The 20,264-nt window shown below is 72.2% G+C and carries 2 protein-coding genes (1 of these 2 only partly in view); both read left to right on the top strand.

The features are described from left to right. The first annotated feature begins 48 nt into the window (after positions 1-48). Positions 49-2,286 (top strand): NB-ARC domain-containing protein, encoded by a 2,238-nt coding sequence (locus ND450_RS15895; RefSeq protein ID WP_253326892.1) that lies wholly within the window; start codon positions 49-51, stop codon positions 2,284-2,286. Between the two features lie 215 nt (positions 2,287-2,501). Next, a protein-coding gene (locus ND450_RS15890; RefSeq protein WP_253326891.1) for a hypothetical protein crosses the window boundary here: on the top strand, positions 2,502-20,264 show its 5' portion. 17,451 nt of this gene lie beyond the right edge of the window; the window shows 17,763 of its 35,214 coding nt (coding positions 1-17,763); the start codon lies at positions 2,502-2,504; its stop codon lies off the right edge, out of view.

Below are 20,264 nucleotides of genomic sequence, written 5' to 3'. Positions count from 1 at the left end.
TTCCTTCACAATAAACTGATAATACCTATTATCAGTTATATTAGTCGGGTGGTCGAGTCGGAGTGCTGGTCGACTTTCGGTGAGCTGTTGCTGGGGCACCGGCGTGCCGCCGGACTGAGTCAGCAGGGTCTGGCGGAACGGTCGGGCATCAGCGTGCGGGCGCTGCGGGAGTTGGAGCAGGGCCGGGCTCGTGCGGCGCAGCGGCGATCGGCCGAGGTGCTCGCGGACGCCTTCGGACTGGGTGGCGCGCAGCGGGAGGAGTTCCTGCGGATCGCGGAAGAGGGGCGCAGGCGGCGGTCCTCGTCGTCGGTCGCCAGTATCGCCGAGCTGCCACCAATGCCCGTGGACCGGGTGGGACGGGGGCGGGAGCTGTCCCGGCTGCAGGAGTGCATCCGCACGAGTCCGTCGGTGGCGATGGTCGGCCAGCCCGGTGTCGGCAAGACGGTGCTGGCGGCGTCGGCGGCGCACCACCTGCGCGACGAGTTCCCAGACGGGTGCCTGGCGGTGGACCTGCGCGGCGTCGACGAGCAGCCGCTGCCCGTGCAGATCGTGTTCGACCGGTTGTTGCGGGCGCTGGGCGTGGCGGCGAGCGACGTGCCGACGGCCGTGACCGAGCAGTCCGGCCAGTACCGGGCGGTGCTGCAGAACCGGAAAGTGCTGGTGCTGCTGGACAACGCGGCCTCCGAGGTGCAGGTCCGGCCGCTGCTCACAGCCTCTCCTGGGTGCCGGACGCTGGTGACGTGCCGCCGCATGCTGGCCGGTCTGGAGGGTGTGCGGTGGGTGCACCTCGACCCGTTCGACGACGTGGACGCGGAGGCGTTGCTGGAGGCCGTCGTCGGTGAGGGCCGGGTGCGGGCCGAGCCGGGTGTGGTGGGTGAGCTGATCGAGTTGTGCGGGAACCTGCCCCTGGCGTTGCGGATCGCGGGCAACCGGCTGGCGAGCCGGCCGCACTGGTCGTTGCGGTACCTCGTGGAGCAGCTGCGCGACGAGCGGACGAGGTTGTCGTCGTTGTCCGCGGGAGACCTGCAGGTGCGGTCGGCGTTCGAGGTGTCGTACCGGGGGTTGTCGCCTGAGGGCCGGATGTTCTTCCGGCGGCTCGCGGCGCTGCCGGGTGCGGACTTCGGGGTGGAGCTGGCGCAGGTGGCCGGGGGTGTGACGGAGCGGGAGGCGTTCGGTCTGCTCGACGAGCTGGTGGACGCGAGCATGGTGCTGGCCGGTCCGGCGGAGGGCCGGTTCCGCTTCCACGACCTGTTGCGGTTGTTCGCCCGCGAGCGCTGGGAGACCGAGGACGACGAGGCCGATCGCTCCGCGACCGCGGAGGCGGTGCTGGAGCACCTGCTGGGCATGGCGATCGCGGCGGGGGAGCGGTTCTCGCCGGAGGAGCTCGCGAACGAGGTGTTCGACTCGCTGGACGAGGCGCGCACGTGGCTGGAGCAGGAGCGGTCAGGCTGGCTGGCCGCGTTCCGCGAGGCGGCGCGGACCGGGTGGCACCGCGAGGTCGTGATACTCGCGCGGGCGATGCACTGGTACGCCGACGACGACCGGTACGGGGTGGACTGGGTCGAGGTCTTCGGCGCCGGGGTCGCCGCGGCCCGGACACTGCGCGACGTGTCCGCGGAGGCGCGGCAGCGCAACCTGCTCGGGCGGGCCCTGGTGACGGCCCGGGACTGCGCGGGCGCGGTGGAGCAGCACCGGATCGCCCTGCGCTGCGCCGACGAGGTCGGCGACCCGGTGGAGCGGGTGTGGGCGCTGGCGCACCTGACCGCGCAGGAGTCCCTGCTGGGCGACCGCAAGAACAGCTTGGAGCACGCGCGGCAGGCCGTCGAGCTGTCCGCGCCGTTCCCGTTCTGGTCGGTGCGGATGACGGTGCGCTTCCAGTTCGGTGTGCTGTTGCTGCTCGACGGCCGGCCCGAGGACGCGCTCGTGGTGCTGGAGGACCTGCGGCAGGACGCGGTGCGGCACAGCCGCGACGGCGAGGTGGCGTTGCCCCGCACCAGGTTGCTGGCGATGAGCATCGAGGGTGTGGCCCGGTGCCTGCACGCGGTGCGGCAGTGCTGCCGTTCGGCGGCGATGTTCGCCGAGGCGCGTGGCCTCTACGAGAAGGTGGGTGCCTCGATGCACGCGGCGCGCGCCGCCTTCCAGGAAGGGCGTTGCCGCCTCGACTCCGGTGAGGACCAGGTCGCGGACACCCTGTTCCGGTGCGCGCTGGCCACGTTCGACGAGCTGTCGCGGCCGGAGCAGCGGGCCGAGGTCGAGGTGGAGCTCGCCCGCATCTCCGCGCGCTGACCTCGTTCCGGGGTTCGGCGGGATGCGTTGGGGTGCGTTGAGGCAGGAAAGATTTCCTTTGTGGTTCCCGGTTGGGCCGTTCGTGTTGATCCTGCCGCCGGGGAGTGGCTGGATTGCGGAACGATCGCGGTCCGATCGAGTTCGTTCGGCGCACTCGATGACCAGGGAGGTGCCGTCGCGGCGGGCGAGCTGAGCGGCAGTTCGGAGTGGACTGAATGGACATCAAGTTCGATCCGACCTTCGACTGGCTGTGGATCCTCGTGGCGGGTCAGAAGGCCCCGAGGATCGACGTCGCGGCCACCCGTGCGCTCGCGCAGAACTGGGTCGAGAGCGGCCGCACCCTCGGCGAGATGGCCAACGGTGTCCTCGACCTGATCGGCAGCGTCGAGAACGCGATCGGCGGACGGGTGGGCCGCGCTTTCCGCGACCGCGTGACGAGCGTCGTGAACTCGGTCCCGAGCATCGTCGCGATGGCCAACAACCAGTCGGCCAGCCTGCTGAAGCTCGCGCTGAGCGTCGAACAGGCCGTCTACACGATGCTCATCGAGATCGCGTTCTTCGCGGCCTCGATCCTGTGGGCACTCGCGAGCCCGTTCACCGCGCCGCTGGTGCCCGCCTTCATCACCGCGGCCAGGACCGCCGTCCAGGAGATCAGCGCGCAGCTGCACTGGGTGATCCGGCTGATCATGGAGGGCGTCGAGGAGGGCATCGACGAGATCGTCCAGGACGCCATCGCCCAGATCGCCCAGTTCGCGGAGGGCAACCGCTTCGAGTGGGACGTCCAGAGCACCATCATCGGCGGCCTCGCCGGAGCCGGTGCCGGCGTCATCGCGGGCGGCATGCACACCGGCATGCGGGCGTGGAAGCCCAAGGCCGAGGACACCGTGCTGTTCCACGGCACCAGCGAGGCGACCGCCGACGTCGTGGTCGGCGCCGCCACCACGGGAATCCTCGGCGGCAGCATGGACGACCTGTGGACCGGCGCGGTCGGCGGCATGTTCAGCGGTGCCACGCAGAAGAAGGCCAGCGACGCGGGTGACGCCATCGAGGACCACCTGAGGAACACCGGGTACATCACGTCGCCGCCGATCGGGGAGATCGGGCGGCCGGATGCGCCGGATGCGCCGGATGTGCCTGGTGGTGGGGTTGGTGCCGGCGGAAGCGGTGAGCCCGAGGCGAGGGTTGGTGAGGACGGCTCGGTCGGTGCCGCGGGGCGTGATGGGGAGGACTCGGCCGGTGCCGGAGGGCGCGCTGGGGGCGGTGATGTGCCGGGTGCTGGGGCGTCTGGCGGTGGGGTGCCCGGTGTCGGCGTGCCTGGTGCCGGTGTACACGGCGCTCGTGAGGGTGATGCTGGTCGAGGCGGTGCTGATGCGGGCGGTCAGGGGGACAGCGTGGCTCCGCAGGCCGGGGGCACGGCTGGTTCGCCGTCGGGTGCGGGCGTCGTCGGTGGTGGCGCGAACCCCGGCCAGGGCACAGGCGGACGTCCGGGAGCGATCGGCGGTGTGCCGGGCGGTGGCGTTCCCGGCGCGGTGCCGGGGAGTTCGGCTGGGAACACCGGCGGGTCGGGTGGCCGGCAGGTTCCGGGAGGACAGCAGAACACAGGCGGGCAACAGGTTTCTGGTGGCGGGCAGACGACTTCCGTACCGCCCGTTGTGGAAGCGCCCCAGTCGCCGGGTGCGCAGTCGCCGGGTGCGCAGTCGCCGGGTGCGCAGTCGCCGGGTGCGCAGTCGCCGGGTGCGCAGTCGCCGGGTGCGCAGTCGCCGGGTGCGCAGTCGCCGGGTGCGCAGTCGCCGGGTGCGCAGTCGCCGGGTGCGCAGTCGCCGGGTGCGCAGACGCCGGGTGCGCAGACGCCGGGTGCGCAGTCGCCGGGTGCGCAGACGCCGGGTGCGCAGACGCCGGGCTCGCAGACGCCGGGCTCGCAGACGCCGGGCTCGCAGACGCCGGGCTCGCAGACGCCGGGCTCGCAGACGCCGGGCTCGCAGACGCCGGGCTCGCAGACGCCGGGCTCGCAGACGCCGGGCTCGCAGACGCCGGGCTCGCAGACGCCGGGCTCGCAGACGCCGGGCTCGCAGACGCCGGGCTCGCAGACGCCGGGCTCGCAGACGCCGGGCTCGCAGACGCCGGGCTCGCAGACGCCGGGCTCGCAGACGCCGGGCTCGCAGACGCCGGGCTCGCAGACGCCGGGCTCGCAGACGCCGGGCTCGCAGACGCCGGGCTCGCAGACGCCGGGCTCGCAGACGCCGGGCTCGCAGACGCCGGGCTCGCAGACGCCGGGCTCGCAGACGCCGGGCTCGCAGACGCCGGGCTCGCAGACGCCGGGCTCGCAGACGCCGGGCTCGCAGACGCCGGGCTCGCAGACGCCGGGCTCGCAGACGCCGGGCTCGCAGACGCCGGGCTCGCAGACGCCGGGCTCGCAGACGCCGGGCTCGCAGACGCCGGGCTCGCAGACGCCGGGCTCGCAGACGCCGGGCTCGCAGACGCCGGGCTCGCAGACGCCGGGCTCGCAGACGCCGGGCTCGCAGACGCCGGGCTCGCAGACGCCGGGCTCGCAGACGCCGGGCTCGCAGACGCCGGGCTCGCAGACGCCGGGCTCGCAGACGCCGGGCTCGCAGACGCCGGGCTCGCAGACGCCGGGCTCGCAGACGCCGGGCTCGCAGACGCCGGGCTCGCAGACGCCGGGCTCGCAGACGCCGGGCTCGCAGACGCCGGGCTCGCAGACGCCGGGCTCGCAGACGCCGGGCTCGCAGACGCCGGGCTCGCAGACGCCGGGCTCGCAGACGCCGGGCTCGCAGACGCCGGGCTCGCAGACGCCGGGCTCGCAGACGCCGGGCTCGCAGACGCCGGGCTCGCAGACGCCGGGCTCGCAGACGCCGGGCTCGCAGCCTAGTGGGGTGCAGCCGGGTGGTCTCCCGCCTTCGTCGCAGGGTGGGGACGTTGCACCTGTGGACGCTCCGCGTTTGGACTCGCCGGCGTTGAGCCCGCAGGACCCAGGCGGGGTTCGGTTGGAGGTTCCTCCGCCGGGGGCCGTGCAGTCGCAGCTGCCGCCGGCCGTGTCGGACGAAGCGCGCACCGATGTCGGTGTTGTGGGCGAAGAACGGAATGAGCCCAGTGCGCCGCAGCCTCAGGCACCGCAGTCCCAGACGCCCCAGGCCGAGCCTGGGCAGTCCCGGACACCACAACCTCAGCCGGGTCAGGCTCAGCCGGGTCAGGCTCAGGCACCGCAACCCCAGCCAGGTCAGCCCCAGACCGGGCAGCCCCTGGGCCGACCTGGCCGGGACGACGTCGTGGGGCCGCTCTCGTCCTCGTCGGTCGAAACACCCGCACCCCAGCACGTGCCGGTGACGCCGGACGCGGTCCCGGTGGTCGAGGCGCCGAGCGAGATCGGAGTGGACCGCGGGACGACGGAGTTCCAGAGCTCGCAGCCGGAGTTCTCCCACACACCGACGCCGCATGCGGCCGAGGTGGACCACGACACCGACCGCGAGTCCGACACCGAATCCGTCTTCGACGACGCTCGAACAGACAACTCCGATGTGGAGTCCGTGTTCGAGCCGGAAATGGAAACGCAGCCGGAGCCAGAAAGGCAGCCAGAGCCCGAAACGCAGCCGGCCCCCACCACGCCCGCACAGCAGTACCGCCGTGACGCGTTGGAACAAGCCCCCGCCCACCAACGGGGAACCGTCCGAGGCCTGCCCGGCCAGCCGGAGTCGCACCGGTCGGCGTTCGAGGTGCGCAGAGCGGTGCAGGACGGTGTGTGGACGACGGAGCTGACGGTCGTCGTGGACATCGATCCCGAGGGCCGTTTCGGCGAGGAGGTGCGGCGGGAGGCGTTGCGGGACGCCCAGGCCGGGGTCGACCAGTACCTCAACGGGCCGGACCTGCGCACGGACAACGGGGACCTGCTGCGGTTCCGGGTCGTTCCACACGACGGGAGCTCATCGGTGGTGCACCACGTGGTGCACCTGGACCCCGAGCACGAGGTGGACCAGACGCACTGGACGCCGGGGCAGGGGCCGTTGGCCTCCGCGCACGAGGTCGGCCACATGTTCGGGCTTGTGGACGAAACCGGTGGCGCGAACCGGCCTACGGTCGAGGGCACGCTGATGGGGCGGCACCAGCGGACCGGGCCGGACGGCGTGCCGCGGGCGGTCACGAAGGTCGAGGTGCCCTCGCGGTACCTGTCCGTGCTGTCGCGGGTGATCGGGCCGGTCGACCTGCTCGCCGACGTCCCACGTGGAAGGGTCACGGCCGACCTGCCGATGGATGCGGTGGAGCCGCGGCTGTACCGGGGCACGGAGGAGAAGGGGCCGGGCGGGCGCCGGGTGCGGTTCGCCCTGCCCGGCGAGGAACAGGGCGGTGACCGGAAACCGGAGGAGCACGCACCCGACCCGGAGTCGGCGGAACAACGGCTGCGCGACAGCCTCCCGCAGTACCTCCGGGACAGCCGCGCGCTCGGTGCCGCCCAGCAGATCGACGTGCTCCGCGGGGACGACGGAGCGCGCATCGAGATCGAGCAGGCCCTGAGGCGTCTCGCACCTGACGTGAAGCAGTGGGACGGTGCCGCCGAGCTGTCCGAGGCGATCGAGCACGCGGTCGCCGGCGCGTTCCAGGAGACCGGGAGCCGCCCCACCGTCAAGGGTGACGACCGGTTCTACAGCTTGGAGATCAAGGCCACGGCGCACTGGGACCGCGTGGTGGTCCTCGGTGAGGCCGAGAACAAGCAGGTCGCCTCGTCCAAGACCAAGACGTCGTCCTCCGTCGAGGAGGACGGCACGCGGCAGAACAACCTCTCGCCGCCCCTGCAGTTCACCGGTCTGCCCGGTGTCGTGGTGCAGGTCATGCCCACGATCCCCGCCGCGCCCGTCGAACAGGTGAGCAGCGAGCAGAAGAAGGAGCTGGGCAGGTCGACGAAGGTCGAGCACACCCCGGCGGTGAAGGCCGACGTCCCGGTCACCCTGTCGTTCCGGCTCTTCGACGGGGACGGCCGCAGTGCGCGGTCACCGGAGGGGGAGCGGGAGGTCGAGGTCGGCGGCCGAGTGACCCTGACGGTGCCGACCGACCTCCCGACGAAGGACGACGCGGGCCGCGCGGTGCTCCAGGAGGAGACCGGGTCGCGGATCGGTGACGTCGTCGGAGCGGACATCGCCCCGGTCACGAGGGCGGACCGCGACCGGCTCGTCGCCGGCGACCCGCTGTGGCAGGAGAAGCAGGGGGACGAGACGACCCGCCTGCCGGAGCTGACCGGCCTGCCGCGCGGCGTCGCCACCGAGTCGGCCGTGGTCAACAACCCCGGCACGGTCACCTTCGCCGACCAGGTCCTGTCCCGCCTGCAGCCGCGCTTCGCGAAGGCGACCGCGCTCGGTTCGGACGGCCGTGAGGTCGTCGAGGAGTTCTTCAGCGAGAGCACCATCGCGGAGAACCTGCCGAAGATGGCCGTCTACGACGGCGAAGCCGAGCCGGAGACGGGGTGGGTCGCCTCACCGCCGATCTTCAAGGGGCGTGGGCGCGGGTTCGAGTGGCGCCCGCGCAGCACGCAGCTGGAGATGCGCGCCGTCGCGCGGTGGGTGCGCGTCGACCAGGTCAGGGACAAGGTCAAGATCACCGAGCGGACGCACGCGCACTTCGAACACTCCGGCAAGTACGCCGTGAAGCGGAAGTTCGCGTTGTCCGGCTTCGTCGGCGGTGGCGGCGAGCCGATCCCCGGTGTCATGGCGGCGGGTGGCATCACGGGCAGCGCGAGCATCGAGCGGAACGCGTCCGGGAAGGTCTCCGGCTCGACCGCGGGCAAGCAGGCGCTGAAGATCACGGGCGACGCCGTCCGCTACGAGATGGTCTACGACATCGAGGTCCGCCAGGTCGGCAAGGAGGGGCAGCGGCCCTGGAAGCTGGACGGCAACGTCAGCGCACTGCACTGGGCCTCCCGGCGCAACGCGGAACGGGCCGGGCTCGTCGAGCCGAGCCAGGAGGACGGCGGGTTCCGCGGCGGTGCCGACCGGACCGTGCAGGGACCGCCGGAGTTCGAGCGCGGCAAGGCGATCCTCGGCGTGGTGGAGGAGGTCGACAGCGGCCGGCTGCTCGAACAGGCGCTGGCGCCGCTGCTGCACGACGTCCCGCTGCAGAGGCGGTGGTACGTCAGCAGTTCGATGTTCGTCCGGCAGTTCACCGACGGCGACGTCGAGGACGGGCGGCTCACCGCGAAGGCGGTCGAGGCGATCCAGCGGGGCCGATCCCTCGCGGAAGCGCTGGACGAGAACGAGATCGCCCGCCTTACCCGGCGCCTGACCGACGGCGGGCTGCTGATCCCGTTGCGGCGCAAGGGCTGGTTCCACGACTACCGCACGACGGTGACCGTGACGGCACGGGTCGGCGACATCGAGGAGGGTGACCCGCTCACCGCCGACGAGCTCGCGGAGGTCTACGTCGGCAAGGCCACCGGCGGCATCGAGAGCGGTGGTTCACGGTCGGCCGAGGTCGGCGGCGGCCCCCAGCTGCGGTTCATGGGCCTGCTCCCCGGCTCGGGGCCCTCGACCACCGCGTTCGGCGTTCTGCTGTTCGGCGTGCGCGGGGCGCGGAATTGGTCGGAGGAGACGACCTTCGGCTCGAAGGCCAAGCGCAGAGTCGAACGGCGCAAGGGCGACTCGCTCACCGAAGAGGGTAAGATCGGCGACCGGGCGGTCCGCCAGTTCAGGTCCACGCTCACGATCGACTTCAGGGTCGACTCGGAGCGCCGCCACGCCGAGGCCGTGCGCAGGATCATCCCTGGCCGCAGCGGTCGCCAGCTGCCCACGCACGCGGAGATGCCCCGCGTGCCCGGCGAGATCTCGGTCGAGATGCGCACGCTGGTCCCCGAAGCGTTGCTGGCACCGGGAAACCCGTTCGACGCCGAGCCCGACGCGCCGGTCGTGCCCACTCCCACGCGCACGCTGCCCGACCCGCCCGCACCGCACGCGTTGCGCCCGCCGATGTCGCACCGCTTCGACGACGTCGAGATCGTGTCGTTCCACGGCGCGGAGAGGCTCCAGCAGGCCGCGCTGGAGACGATGAGCATCGCGTCCGGTCACGACCCCGTGGTGCACAGCCGCACCGGCGTCATCGCGCAGACGGTCAGCGCGGAGCTCGCCTCCGAGAAGCTGGCGCAGGACCTGCGCCTGTTCAGCGACACCCTGGTGATCGACTCCGCCAAGAAGCTGCACGGCCGCCGGGTGCACGACCTGTTCGGCAGCTGGGGCGTCACCTTCGCACCCCGCCTGTCGGCGACACCCGTGACCGCGCACGAGTACCAGCAGGTCGTGCGTGAGGTCCAGGGCACGTCGAAGGTCACCGGTGTCAGCGGCCCCACGGACACCTTCGGCGGTTACGTCATCGGGGTCCCGGTGCTGACCGACAGGAGCCTGACGGCCGGCGAACAGGGCACGCACGCGATGCCCCGCGGCATCCTGGTCCTCCTCGGATCGCCGTACAGCGGCAGCGACGGCAGGTCGGACTCCGGCTACGTCGAGACCACGGAAAAGCTCTCGATCAGCGAGTTGCCGCAGAAGATGTTCCTGGTCCGCCTGGACGTCGACGCGACCGTCGTCGCGGAGGCCGTCCACAAGAACAACCTCACCTTCGGCCTGACCGCCCCGAAGCCGCTCACCAGGGCCGGTGAGGTCGTCCACCTGCCGGAGTCCGTGCTCGCCTGGGTGACGGCGGACCAGCTCGCGGAGCTCGCGACCGGCACCCCTCCTGCCGCGTCCCGCCCCGACGGGACGCTCGCCGTGCCGCCGGGGCTGAGCCCAGGACGGACCGAGGGCCAGTCGGTCGGCCTCGGCGGCATCAGCCGGCCGATCGACCTCCAGCAGCACGTCGACGCCCTGCGCGACGAGCTGGCACGCCACCCCGCCATCGGCGCGGACAAGGCCCGCCGGTTGCTGCCGGACTCCACCCTCGACCCGAACAACGTCAACATCGCGAGCGTCAAGCGGTTCCTGTCGGACGCCAACCGCATGGTCAACAGCCTGATCAACGGCGGGCAGGTGGCCCCGAACAGGCTGGAGGACCGCTTCCACGGCGAGACCTACGACCTCGTGATCGACGCGTCGTTCACCGAGGAACCCTCCCAGGGCGCGGTGCGGAACGTCGCGAAGCTCAAGGCCGGGGTGAGCGCGGAGCTGGGCGCGAAGGGCGTCACGAGCCGGGTGCGGACCCTGTTCACGGCCATCGCGTCGTCCCGCGCGGCCGTCGTCGTGCGCAACCCCGGCACGACCGACCCGGGCAGTGGGCAGGACGAGAACGCCAAACCCCGGCGGACCGAGGGCCAGGCGGGTGCGGGGCCCGGTCTGGAAGGGATCTTCGGCCGCAGGGAGCTGAAGAAGACCACGGACGAACGGACCAAGTACAGCCAGTCGGCCACCGTCGAGGGTCCTGTCGCCGTCCACACCGGACGCCTGGACGTCACGCTGCGGATCCAGCGCCACGGACGTGACTTCGGCTCGGTCGAGGTGACCGAGGAGGCCGAGGTCACCAAGCTCGCGGAGGAGGCGTTCCCCCCGCCGGTGCGGGGAGGCCGGTTCGGCTCGGCCGAGGCGGACAGCGGTGTCCGCACCGGCCCGCTGAGCGACGACGACATGGCGGCGTGGCGGACGACGTTGCCGGACGGCACGCCCGTTCCGCCGATGAAGGACCTCGGCGCCCACTGGGCGGAGCACTACTTCGGCGACATCGAGGTCCTGCGCCGCGACGTGGTGGACGTGCTGCGCGCCGCGGACGTCGACATCACCCCGAAGGTCCTGCGCGTGCTCCGGACCGCGATCACGCCCACGAGCGTGCGCGCCGCGTTCCAGGCCGCGCTGGACGGCCGGTTCGTGCTCTCCCTGCGCGACGGCCTCGACCACGACGTGGAGATCCACTTCCGGCCGTCGCGCACGCCGAGGTTCGCCAGCACGAGCGCGGGCGTGCGGATCGACGCCCAGCACGTGCGGTCCGAGGAGACCGAGGTCGGTTTCACCAGCGGCAACGAGGCGGAGCTGCTCAACACGGCCCCGTTCGGCGCGCTGGGCCAGGCGACCGCGACCGGCTCCGGCAAGGGCACCGAGTCCGGGACGAAGCCGTTCCGCAGCCCGTTCGACGCGAAGGGCGCTTCCACGACGAGGACCACGCACACCGCGCTCGGTCCCGAGCTGGAGGAGAGCGAGCTGTCCCGGACGGACGAGTCCAGGACCGCCGCGCCGATGAGCTCCGAGACCAGGACGGACGAGAAGCTCACCCGCGCCTTGGTCGCCAGCGTGGACACCCGTGTCGTCGCCCGTCTCCGCACGCAGCACGGCGAGACGGAAGCGGTCGCCTACAAGGACCGCCGCGTGCACGACGCGTTCGCCGTTCGGATGTACGACACGAATGCCGCGCAGCTGACGGGCAGGCAGCTGCCCGACCAACTGGTGGGCTCCACGACGGCGCTCGCGGAGAAGGCCGAGGCGTGGCTGAAGGCCGAGCAGGCCCGGATCGCCGCGTCCGACCGGGTGGAGATCGCCGCCCGGCCGCTGGAGGCCGCAGACCAGCGGCGCTCCACCGCGATCGTGGACCGGCAGGAGATCCGGCCCCTCGTCCAGGCCCAGCGGGAACTGGCGCGCGTGCGTCGCGACGAGTTCACGCGGGCGCGCGAGGAGTGGAAGAACGCACCCGCCGAGTCCAGGGAGCACCACCGCGAGGAGGTGAAGCGGCGGCGCGGCGAGTGGGCGGCCGCCGACGCGGCTCTGCGCAGGCTCGTCGACCGGGAAACGCGACTCGCCCGCGTCATCGCGCAGTCCGGCGCGCTCGCCGTCGCCCACGCCGCCACCGTCGAGGCGGAACGCGCGGCCGTCCGCGCGGAGGAGAAGGCGAAGCAGGAGTGGTGGGCCGCCAAGGCCGAGCACGACCGCGAGATCGCCGCCGAGCAACGCCGGGAAGCCGCTGACGAGGTCGTTGACGAGGAGGTCGCCCCCGATCCGTCACCGGAGGTCGAGGAGCAGGAGGCTCCCCGCACCGCGCTTCCGGACCTGCTCTCGCGCTTGGACCAGGTGGGAGAGGTCGACCACCGCTGGGGCAAGGCGTCGGAACGCGAGGTGGACGCGCTGTTGAAGGAGGCGCGCCGGATCGTCGACCGCCACGTGCGCAGGCCTCCGCTGTTCATCGAGGTCCCCACGCAGGAGAACCTCGACCACGACGCCATCGTCACGCTGGTGGCCTACCGCAGGTACCAGGAACTCCGCGGTCTGGTCGGCGACGGGGACAGGCCGGCGGACCTGGCGGCCCAGCTGGCGACCGCCACCGGGACCCAACTGGTCGAGCGTGAGCGCGAGGGACTGTACGGTGGCGCCCCTCCCGCCGGTACCGCCGGGAGCCCCTCGACACCCCCGTACGCCGTCGTCACCTACCCGCCGACGAAGAATGCACGTCACGCGATCGCCCTGGTGTCCGACGAGTCGGAATCGGACGGGTGGCCGCGGCGCGTGCACGAGTGGCTCGGGGAGGGCGACTGGACCGCGACCTCATCGGCGTTCGTCCTGCTGGAGTTCGAGGACGACCACGTCCTTGCCGGTGGCGACATGCTCGACGCGGACACCGCCGCCAGGGCAGTGCTCGACTCGGGCACCTTCACCTCGCTCGGACGGGACCTGCCCGTCCACGTCCTCCTGGTCAACCGGGGCAGCGAACTGGCGAACAGCCCGGCCAGCGATCTGAGCGGGACCGACGACCTGGTCGGCGACCAGCGCGCCGAGGAGTTCGTCCAGCGGTTCTCCGAGGTGGTGCAGGCGGGTGCGCCGAACCGGCCGATGTGGACCAGGGTCGAGGAGGACGATCCGGACGACCTCATCTCCACGCTGACGCCTGCTGAGCTCGTGTTCGACAGGCTGTACCCGGTCACCCCCGAGAACCTGGTCTCCCGTGCCATCACCAACTCGTCCGGCGACCTGATCGGGTTCGACGTCTCCAGGCGGCGCTGGTTCACCCCTCCACCGGGGAGCATCCGGACGGTGCTCGCCGAGCGGAGGTCGGAGGTGCGTCCGCCGGACGAGTTCGACGCGGAAGGACGCGAGCTGCCGCTCCCGTGGGCAGCGCTGACCGCACCGGGGCGGGTGCGACCCCTGGCCCTGGCGCTGTCGTCGACCGAGGATCCGCGGCACTTCAACCTCAGCGCCGGGCCGGACGGCAAGAGCCTCCTGCACACCCCGCGGGAGACCGCCGAGCTGCTGGTGAAGAGGCCGGACTTCCTCGCCGCGGTCACGGCACCCGAGCAACCGGCCCTGGTGCTGCTGAACCGGAGCCCCTGGGGGAGCGAGCAACGCCCGCTCGACCTCACCGCCGAACTGGCGGCCGAACTCTCCAGACTGGTCGGGAAGTCGTTCGAGACCTACACCGTCGCCGGCAAGCTGCGGATGAGGACGGACGGCGTCACGATCGTGGCGACGGACGCTCTCTTCGACCACCAGCCGGCGCCGGTCGACGCGACATCGGTGTTCCGCTCCGGTTCGGTGTTCGGTCTTCCCGGTGCGGAGCCGGTGGGTCCGTGGTCGCGAGCCACGGTGCAGGCGTTCTCCGACGCGGTGGAGAGCGGCCGTTTCGTGGTTCCTGGGCCGTGGGGCGCGGCACGGCCGTTCTTCGTGGTCGCTCCCGGTGACGCCGCGGGTGCCGCCCGCGCGGGTCTCGTCGGTGGCGGGCAGCTCGACGTGGACGGTGCCTGGGTCGGAGTGGCGCTGTCCGACCCCGCCTTCTCTTCGGCGCTGATGGCCGATCCCACCCGTCCCGTGGTGATCGTCAAACCGCACCCGTCCGGTGAGCAGGACTTCGGCACCTTCGCGTTCGACGTCGTCACGCGATTGCACGAGGCCGGCCTGTTCCCTCCGGTGTACGCGTTGCAGGGCAGCGGCGACCTCACGACCATCGGCGATCCGGCAACCGCCTACGCGGACGTGTCCGGGCTGCGGGCCGGCGACCTCGACGTGACATCGGTGCTCGACCGGGAGGGCAACCCCAGGGCCCTGGTCGTGCGCACCCTGGGCGACGACGACTACTTCGCCGAGGTCAAGGCGTGGGCCGAAGCCGCGGAGGAACATTCGCTGCGGTTCCCGAAGGGCACGGACGGCACCGAGGTCGACGCGAGCTGGTCGAGCGACCACACCACGCCGGTGTTCGTCCTCGTGCGAACCGGTCCGGCCGGCTACCGCGCCTCCTCGCGAGGACTGCTCGACCTCGACGTCACCCCGCAGGTGCTGATGACGGTGCTGCGGAACGACCTGAAGCTGCGGTTCGTCCTCGGCAGGGGGACCAGTGCTGCCGAGGACACGGGCGTGAGGGAACCGTCGGTCGTGTTCGCCGCAGTCGACGGTCCCGTGGTGGGGCAGGACGACCTGGCGACGGGCCTCGCCGGAGGCGGCTACTCACGCCGGATCCACTGGTCCGGTGGGCGGACGCGGTTCTCGCCCGACGGTTCGGTCGTCGTGGAGGTGCCCCGGTTCGGCAGTGCGGCCACGCCACCGGTCACGGCCTCCGACCTCGTGTCCCACCCCAAGGTGAACGACCTCCAGGGCCTGCACGGTGTGATGTTCCCGTCGTCTGACTTCGACCTGGTCGACGACGTGGACGACGCGCACAGGGCGGGCGCCAGCCACCGCGACTTCTACTTCTCCCGCCGCGAGGTCCCAGGTTCGTCGGGCACCGACACGACGACCCTGGTGCCGAAGCTCAGTCCCTTCTTCGGGCTCAAGACCTGGTATGCCGGAGCACACGGGTCTTGGTCGGCCATGTACGCGGCGCTGGCGGGAAACCGGCCCTACCTGCTGGGTGACGAGGTCAAGCTGGACCCGCGCGAGGCGGCTGCCGTCCTCAGCGGTCACCACCTGTTCGCACAGGCGCATCCGAACACCACTCCGGCACTGATGCTCGAGATGTGCTACCTGGGCGGGGTCGAACCCGGTCACAGCGGTGAGAGCGTGGCCGGCGCGATCCAGCGGGCGTGGCGGTCGGTCGCGCCGCAGCCAGCGGTCCCGAGGGTGTTCGCGTCCACCCGCGAACTGCTGGTGGGCAACGGCGACAACTACGTGGTCTACGACAGCGGCGACATCGTCGAGGTCGTCGCTCCCGGCAGCCGCATCCGCCCGCCCGTCGAACTGCGGGAACTGGCGGCCAACGACGTTCCCGCAGTCATCGCCGCGTTCGACCCGGCCGGAACGGACGTCCTCGCCGGTTCGGACGCCGACATCGAGACGACCGCTCGTGCCGTCGTGCGGGCCGCCGCGTGGCGGCAGCTGAGGCTTGCGCAGGAGCACTGGGTCACGGCGATGCCGGCCGTGACCATCGTGGGCGGGGGGACGAACCGCGGTCCGGTGCACCCGCAGACCGGTGGGCTGCTCTCGTCCGCGCGGGTGGTCGAGGTCGAGCGCCGGTTCCGCGCGGCGCTGGCCGACGAGGCGCAGGACATGGCCCACCGCGGTATGCCCGTGGACGTCGACCACGTCCGGATCACGACCCGGGGGCCGCAGGGCGACCACGGCGTCGGGCCGCACGAGGTCAGGATCGAGGTGGCGCTGGAGGCACGACCCGACTCGGACGTCGTCGGCACCGGGAACCAGGAGAGCATCCGGGAGCTGTTCCGCGACCGGCGGGGTACCGCGGTCGGCGCTGCTTTCCCCGCGATGAGCGGCTCCGGCAGCAGGCGGGCCACCGTCGCGTTCTCGCGCGCGGCCTTCGACAGTCCACAGAGGATGGTGGACCGCTCGTTCCGCGCCGTCGAGGCGGACGGTGTCCGCACGACGCGCGGAGGTGACACCGCGCAGCCGGTCGCCACCTTGCCCCGGCCCGCGACGCCGATTCCCGGTGTGGAGGACGACGACTCCGGTTCGGACACCGCGAGCGAAGCGGGCTCCATCCCGGCAGGGTTCGAACTGGTGCAGCCACCGGTCACGCCCGCGCTGCGCGACGTCGTCGAAGAGCAGCTGGCGCAGGCGAGCATCTTCCACGTCGACCCGGTGTCGAACCAGCTCTCCGACCCCGCCGAGCAGGCGGACCTGGCGGTGCTCAGGTCCAGGCTGGCCACCGCCGTGACGCTCCAGCAGAACTCCGGCTTGGCGATGCCGGTCGTCCTGATCTCCGGCAGGCCCGAGCAGACGACCGTCGTCGCGGCCACGCTGCGGGACGGCCAGGCGGTGGACCCCTCCCAGCCGGCGCCGGACGTGCTGCAACTGGCGGTTCCGTCGGCCGCGGTCAGCGTCGTCGTGGACCTGCCGGACTGGCCTGTGGGCCACGAGCACGCACCGACCGGTGCCGCGGCAGGAGGCCTGAGCTTCGGCTCCGGCTTGCCGGACGAGCCGCCCTGGGTGTTCCTGCACGCGCGGCAGCCGGTGAACCCGCGAGCGCGCAAGTCGTTCTACGTCTACGCGACGCTCGTGGGGGACCGGTTCCTCGTCCGGGGCGTGCCGGTCACGCCGGCGACCCTCGCGTCCCGCGTCCGGAACTCGCCCGCCTACCGGCACTGGGTCACCCCCGCCACGCCGATCCGGCTCGTCGGCGCCGACCCCGACCGTCCCGAGGCGTCCCGGCGCGCGGCGCAGGAGTTCGCGGAAGCGTTGTGGTACGCCGGATCGCGCCACCTCGTGAGCGCGGCCACCGGTCCGCTCGGGCTCGGCCCGTCCAACAGCACCGTGGTGCTCAACGACGGCTACTACGAGCCCGTCTCCCAGGTCCGGCCGGGCGATGTCGGCTGGGTTCCGCTCACGAGGAACGACGGCGGCCTGGTGGGCATCGGGTTCGCCACCCCCGACGTCCTCGACGGGGACGTGCTGCGGTCGATGGCCCTGTCCACCGACCAGTCCCAGCGACTGGTGGCCGAGGAGTTCGAGGACGCGGACGGTCACGTGGTGCACCACTACCGCGCCGGGAAGTGGGCTCCCGCGACGACGGGCGCCCGGACCCGCCCGGTGACCCTGGTGGGCGAACACGGTCAGAATGGGTACACCCTGCCGCTGGTGGACGGTTCCGCCCTGCCCGTGGACGCCGAGGTGGCGGCGTACATGCTGGCGGGGTCGGCGTTGTTCCGCCAGGCGACGGCCGGTCCGGTGCGCCCGCAGTTGCTGCTGTTCACCCACGACGAGTCGCTGCCGACCGGCTCGGTGAGCGGGGCGAACGCGAAGCTGCTGGACACCCTCCGCGACCTCACCGGACCCGTGCAGGGCCACGACTTCGCGGGCGAGCTCGGTTTCTCCGACGTGGGCGCGCTGGTGGTTCCCCGTGACGCACGGGTCGAGGAGAGCGGGACACCGACGGCCGCCGACGTGGTGAGTGTCGCGGGCGGTCCGGTGACCGGGTTCCCCGTGCCGGGCCTGGACGCCGCGACGATCCAGGACTTCGCCGACGCCGTGCGGACGGGCCGCACGGAAGGCCCGACGGGTCCGTGGGCACCCGATTCGCCCCTGGTCGTCGTGGTGGACTCTCCCGATGGCACGTTCGCGCGCGTGCGGTCCAGGGCCGGGGCGGTGCTGGAGCTCGGAGGCGGTGACCTGGGCCGGTTGTGGCTGTCCGACAGCGGTTCCCGGGCCGCGCTGGAAGCCGATCCGAGCCGTCCCGTGGTGCTGCTCGCGAACTTCGCCGGCACCGAGGCGAACTTCGGCCAGCTGGGCTTCGACTTCGCCGGAGCGTTGCACGAGGCGGGTTTCTTCACCGACGTCTACGCCCCCGACGGTGCGGTCGAGATCAGGGACGACTCGGTCAGCCACGACCCCGCCACCGAGTTCCCCCTCGTGTCCCCCCTGCGCGCCGGTGATCTCCAATCGGTGGTGTTGCGCAACCGCGCCAAGGTCGCTGTGGCCGTTTACCTCAGAGCTCCCGGCGACGAGACCGAGTTCGAACGGGCGAGCCAGTGGGCGGAGAACGTCACCGCGGACACCGTGCAGTCGTTCCTCGGGGTCCACGGCAGCGAGCAGTCACCGTGGCTGGACCGGCTCCCGGTCTTCCTGATCGCGAGCTCTGGCAGGCGCGGGGTCCAGGCGGTGCGCCGTGACAACGCGCCTGTGGACCTGACCCCCGCGGCTCTGGCCAAGGTCATGCGCGCGGACGACGAGCTGCGCGCCGCGCTGAGCACCGAGACCGGCGAGCAGAACGGCCGCGGTGTCGTGCTGATCGCGCTGAACGGCGTGGCCGGTGACTTCGACGCGTTCTCCAGCGTTTTCGCGGCCGGTGGGTACTCCAGGTGGACGTACTCGCCCAGCGGTGTCACCACGTTGCACCAGGACGGCACGATCTCCTTGCAGAACGGGGATCTCCTCTTCTCTGCGCCGGTCAAGGCGTCCTCCGCCGACGTGATCACCCGTCCCCTGGTGAGCGACCGGCTGGGCGAGCACGGCCAGTACTTCCCCCTCACCCTGACCGACGACCACCACATGTCCGCCGCCGCGCGGCGCAGCGACGAGGTGGAGCTGCAGTACTACCTCCGCGAGCTCATGACCGGACCGGGCGGCACCGCCGTGATGAAGGCCTACGTCGCACCGTGGGCGGGCTCCAGTCGTGTTCCGTGGCTCGTCGACGGACACGGTGGGCGGCGTGGGCTCATGTTCGGCCTTCGGACCGATCGTCCCTTCGTCTTCGGCGACACGCAGACGTTGGACGGAATCGACAGCGCCGCGGTGGTGGCGGGGACGACGCTCTTCGCCGAGGCGGCGCCGGATTCGGACACGCCGGTCGCGCTGGTGCAGTGCTGGCTCAACTCCTCGAACTCGTCCACGACCCCCACCGCCGCGGAGCTGTTCCAGCGGGAGTTGGACCGGAACCACGAGTCCCGGGTCTTCGCCGCCACGAACGTCGTCAGCGTGCACACGACCAACGCGGTCAGGGCCGTCAAGGACGAGGGGAGCTTCACCGCGGCCGATCCGCAGGTACCGGTCCCCGAGGTACCGCTGTCCGACCTCGTAGCGTACCGGATCGACGACACCACCGTGCAGTTCGCCCCTGGCCAGGCCTACCTGTCGTACCTGCAGGACGCGGACGTGCGGGAGACGGCGCGCCTGGTGACGCGCGCGGCCGCGTGGCGGGCTCTCAAGCAGGCCGGTCTCCCCACGGTGGAGGTCATCGTGCACGATATGCCTCTCGCCGGCGTGGACCGCGCGCTGACGGAAGCGCGCGCAGAGGGCATCGAGCGGGTGTTCCGCGCGGCGGTGGCGGCGGAGAGCGCGCAGCTCGACCGGCTCGGCCTGGGCGTGGACCCCGGCGTCATCGGGGTCAGCGTGACCGTCGACATCGCGGCACCCGGCTCGGAGCCGCCCGCCCGCGTCGTCGTGACCCTTCCCCCTGAGATCCTCGGCGCGCGGCAGCTGATCGAGGTGGAGGCGAACCCCGGGTCCCTGCGGGCGATCCACGACATGAACGAGGCGTTCGCGCCGCTCGTCCGCCGCGGTTCGGCGACCGTGCAGTCCCCCCAGCCGGTCGAGCTCGACTCCGGTGCCCGGTCGCAGCCCGTCGGGCGCGGTCCGGCGGTGGACGAGAACCCGTCCGACGTCGAACCCGCCCGCCCGCGTCCGGTGGTCGAGGACGAGCGCTGGCGGCATTCCCTTGCCGAGCAGGCACCGTGGTTCGACCCCCAGGACGCGCCACTGCGGCCGTCGGACTGGGAGCACCTGCGAGCGGATGCCGAAGTCCGCACCGTCGACACCGAGCTGTTCGACCCTGCGCGGTCTCGTTCCGGACCGGTGGGGTACGTCCAGCGCGTGCGGTACGACGTGCGCCGGATCGAGGTGGGCGACCGGCACGTCCGCGAGCTCACGGTCCGGCTGCGACCGGTTGGCGACATCGCCCCGGACCTCCGGCTGGAGGTGGCGGCCGACGTCCAGCGCGGCCTCGACGCCATCGCGAACGCGGGGTACCGGCTTCCCGGTGGTGACCAGCTGCACGTCCGGGTCGAGTTCGCGGGGCCGCACGAGCTCGCGCACTCCGACGTCGACATCCGGCCGCGTGGCGACGACGACGCCAGCCACCAG

Source organism: Lentzea sp. HUAS12 (assembly GCF_024125735.1).
In the GTDB taxonomy this organism is placed as follows: Bacteria; Actinomycetota; Actinomycetes; order Mycobacteriales; family Pseudonocardiaceae; genus Lentzea; species Lentzea albida.
This window is presented reverse-complemented; position numbering and strand designations above follow the sequence as displayed.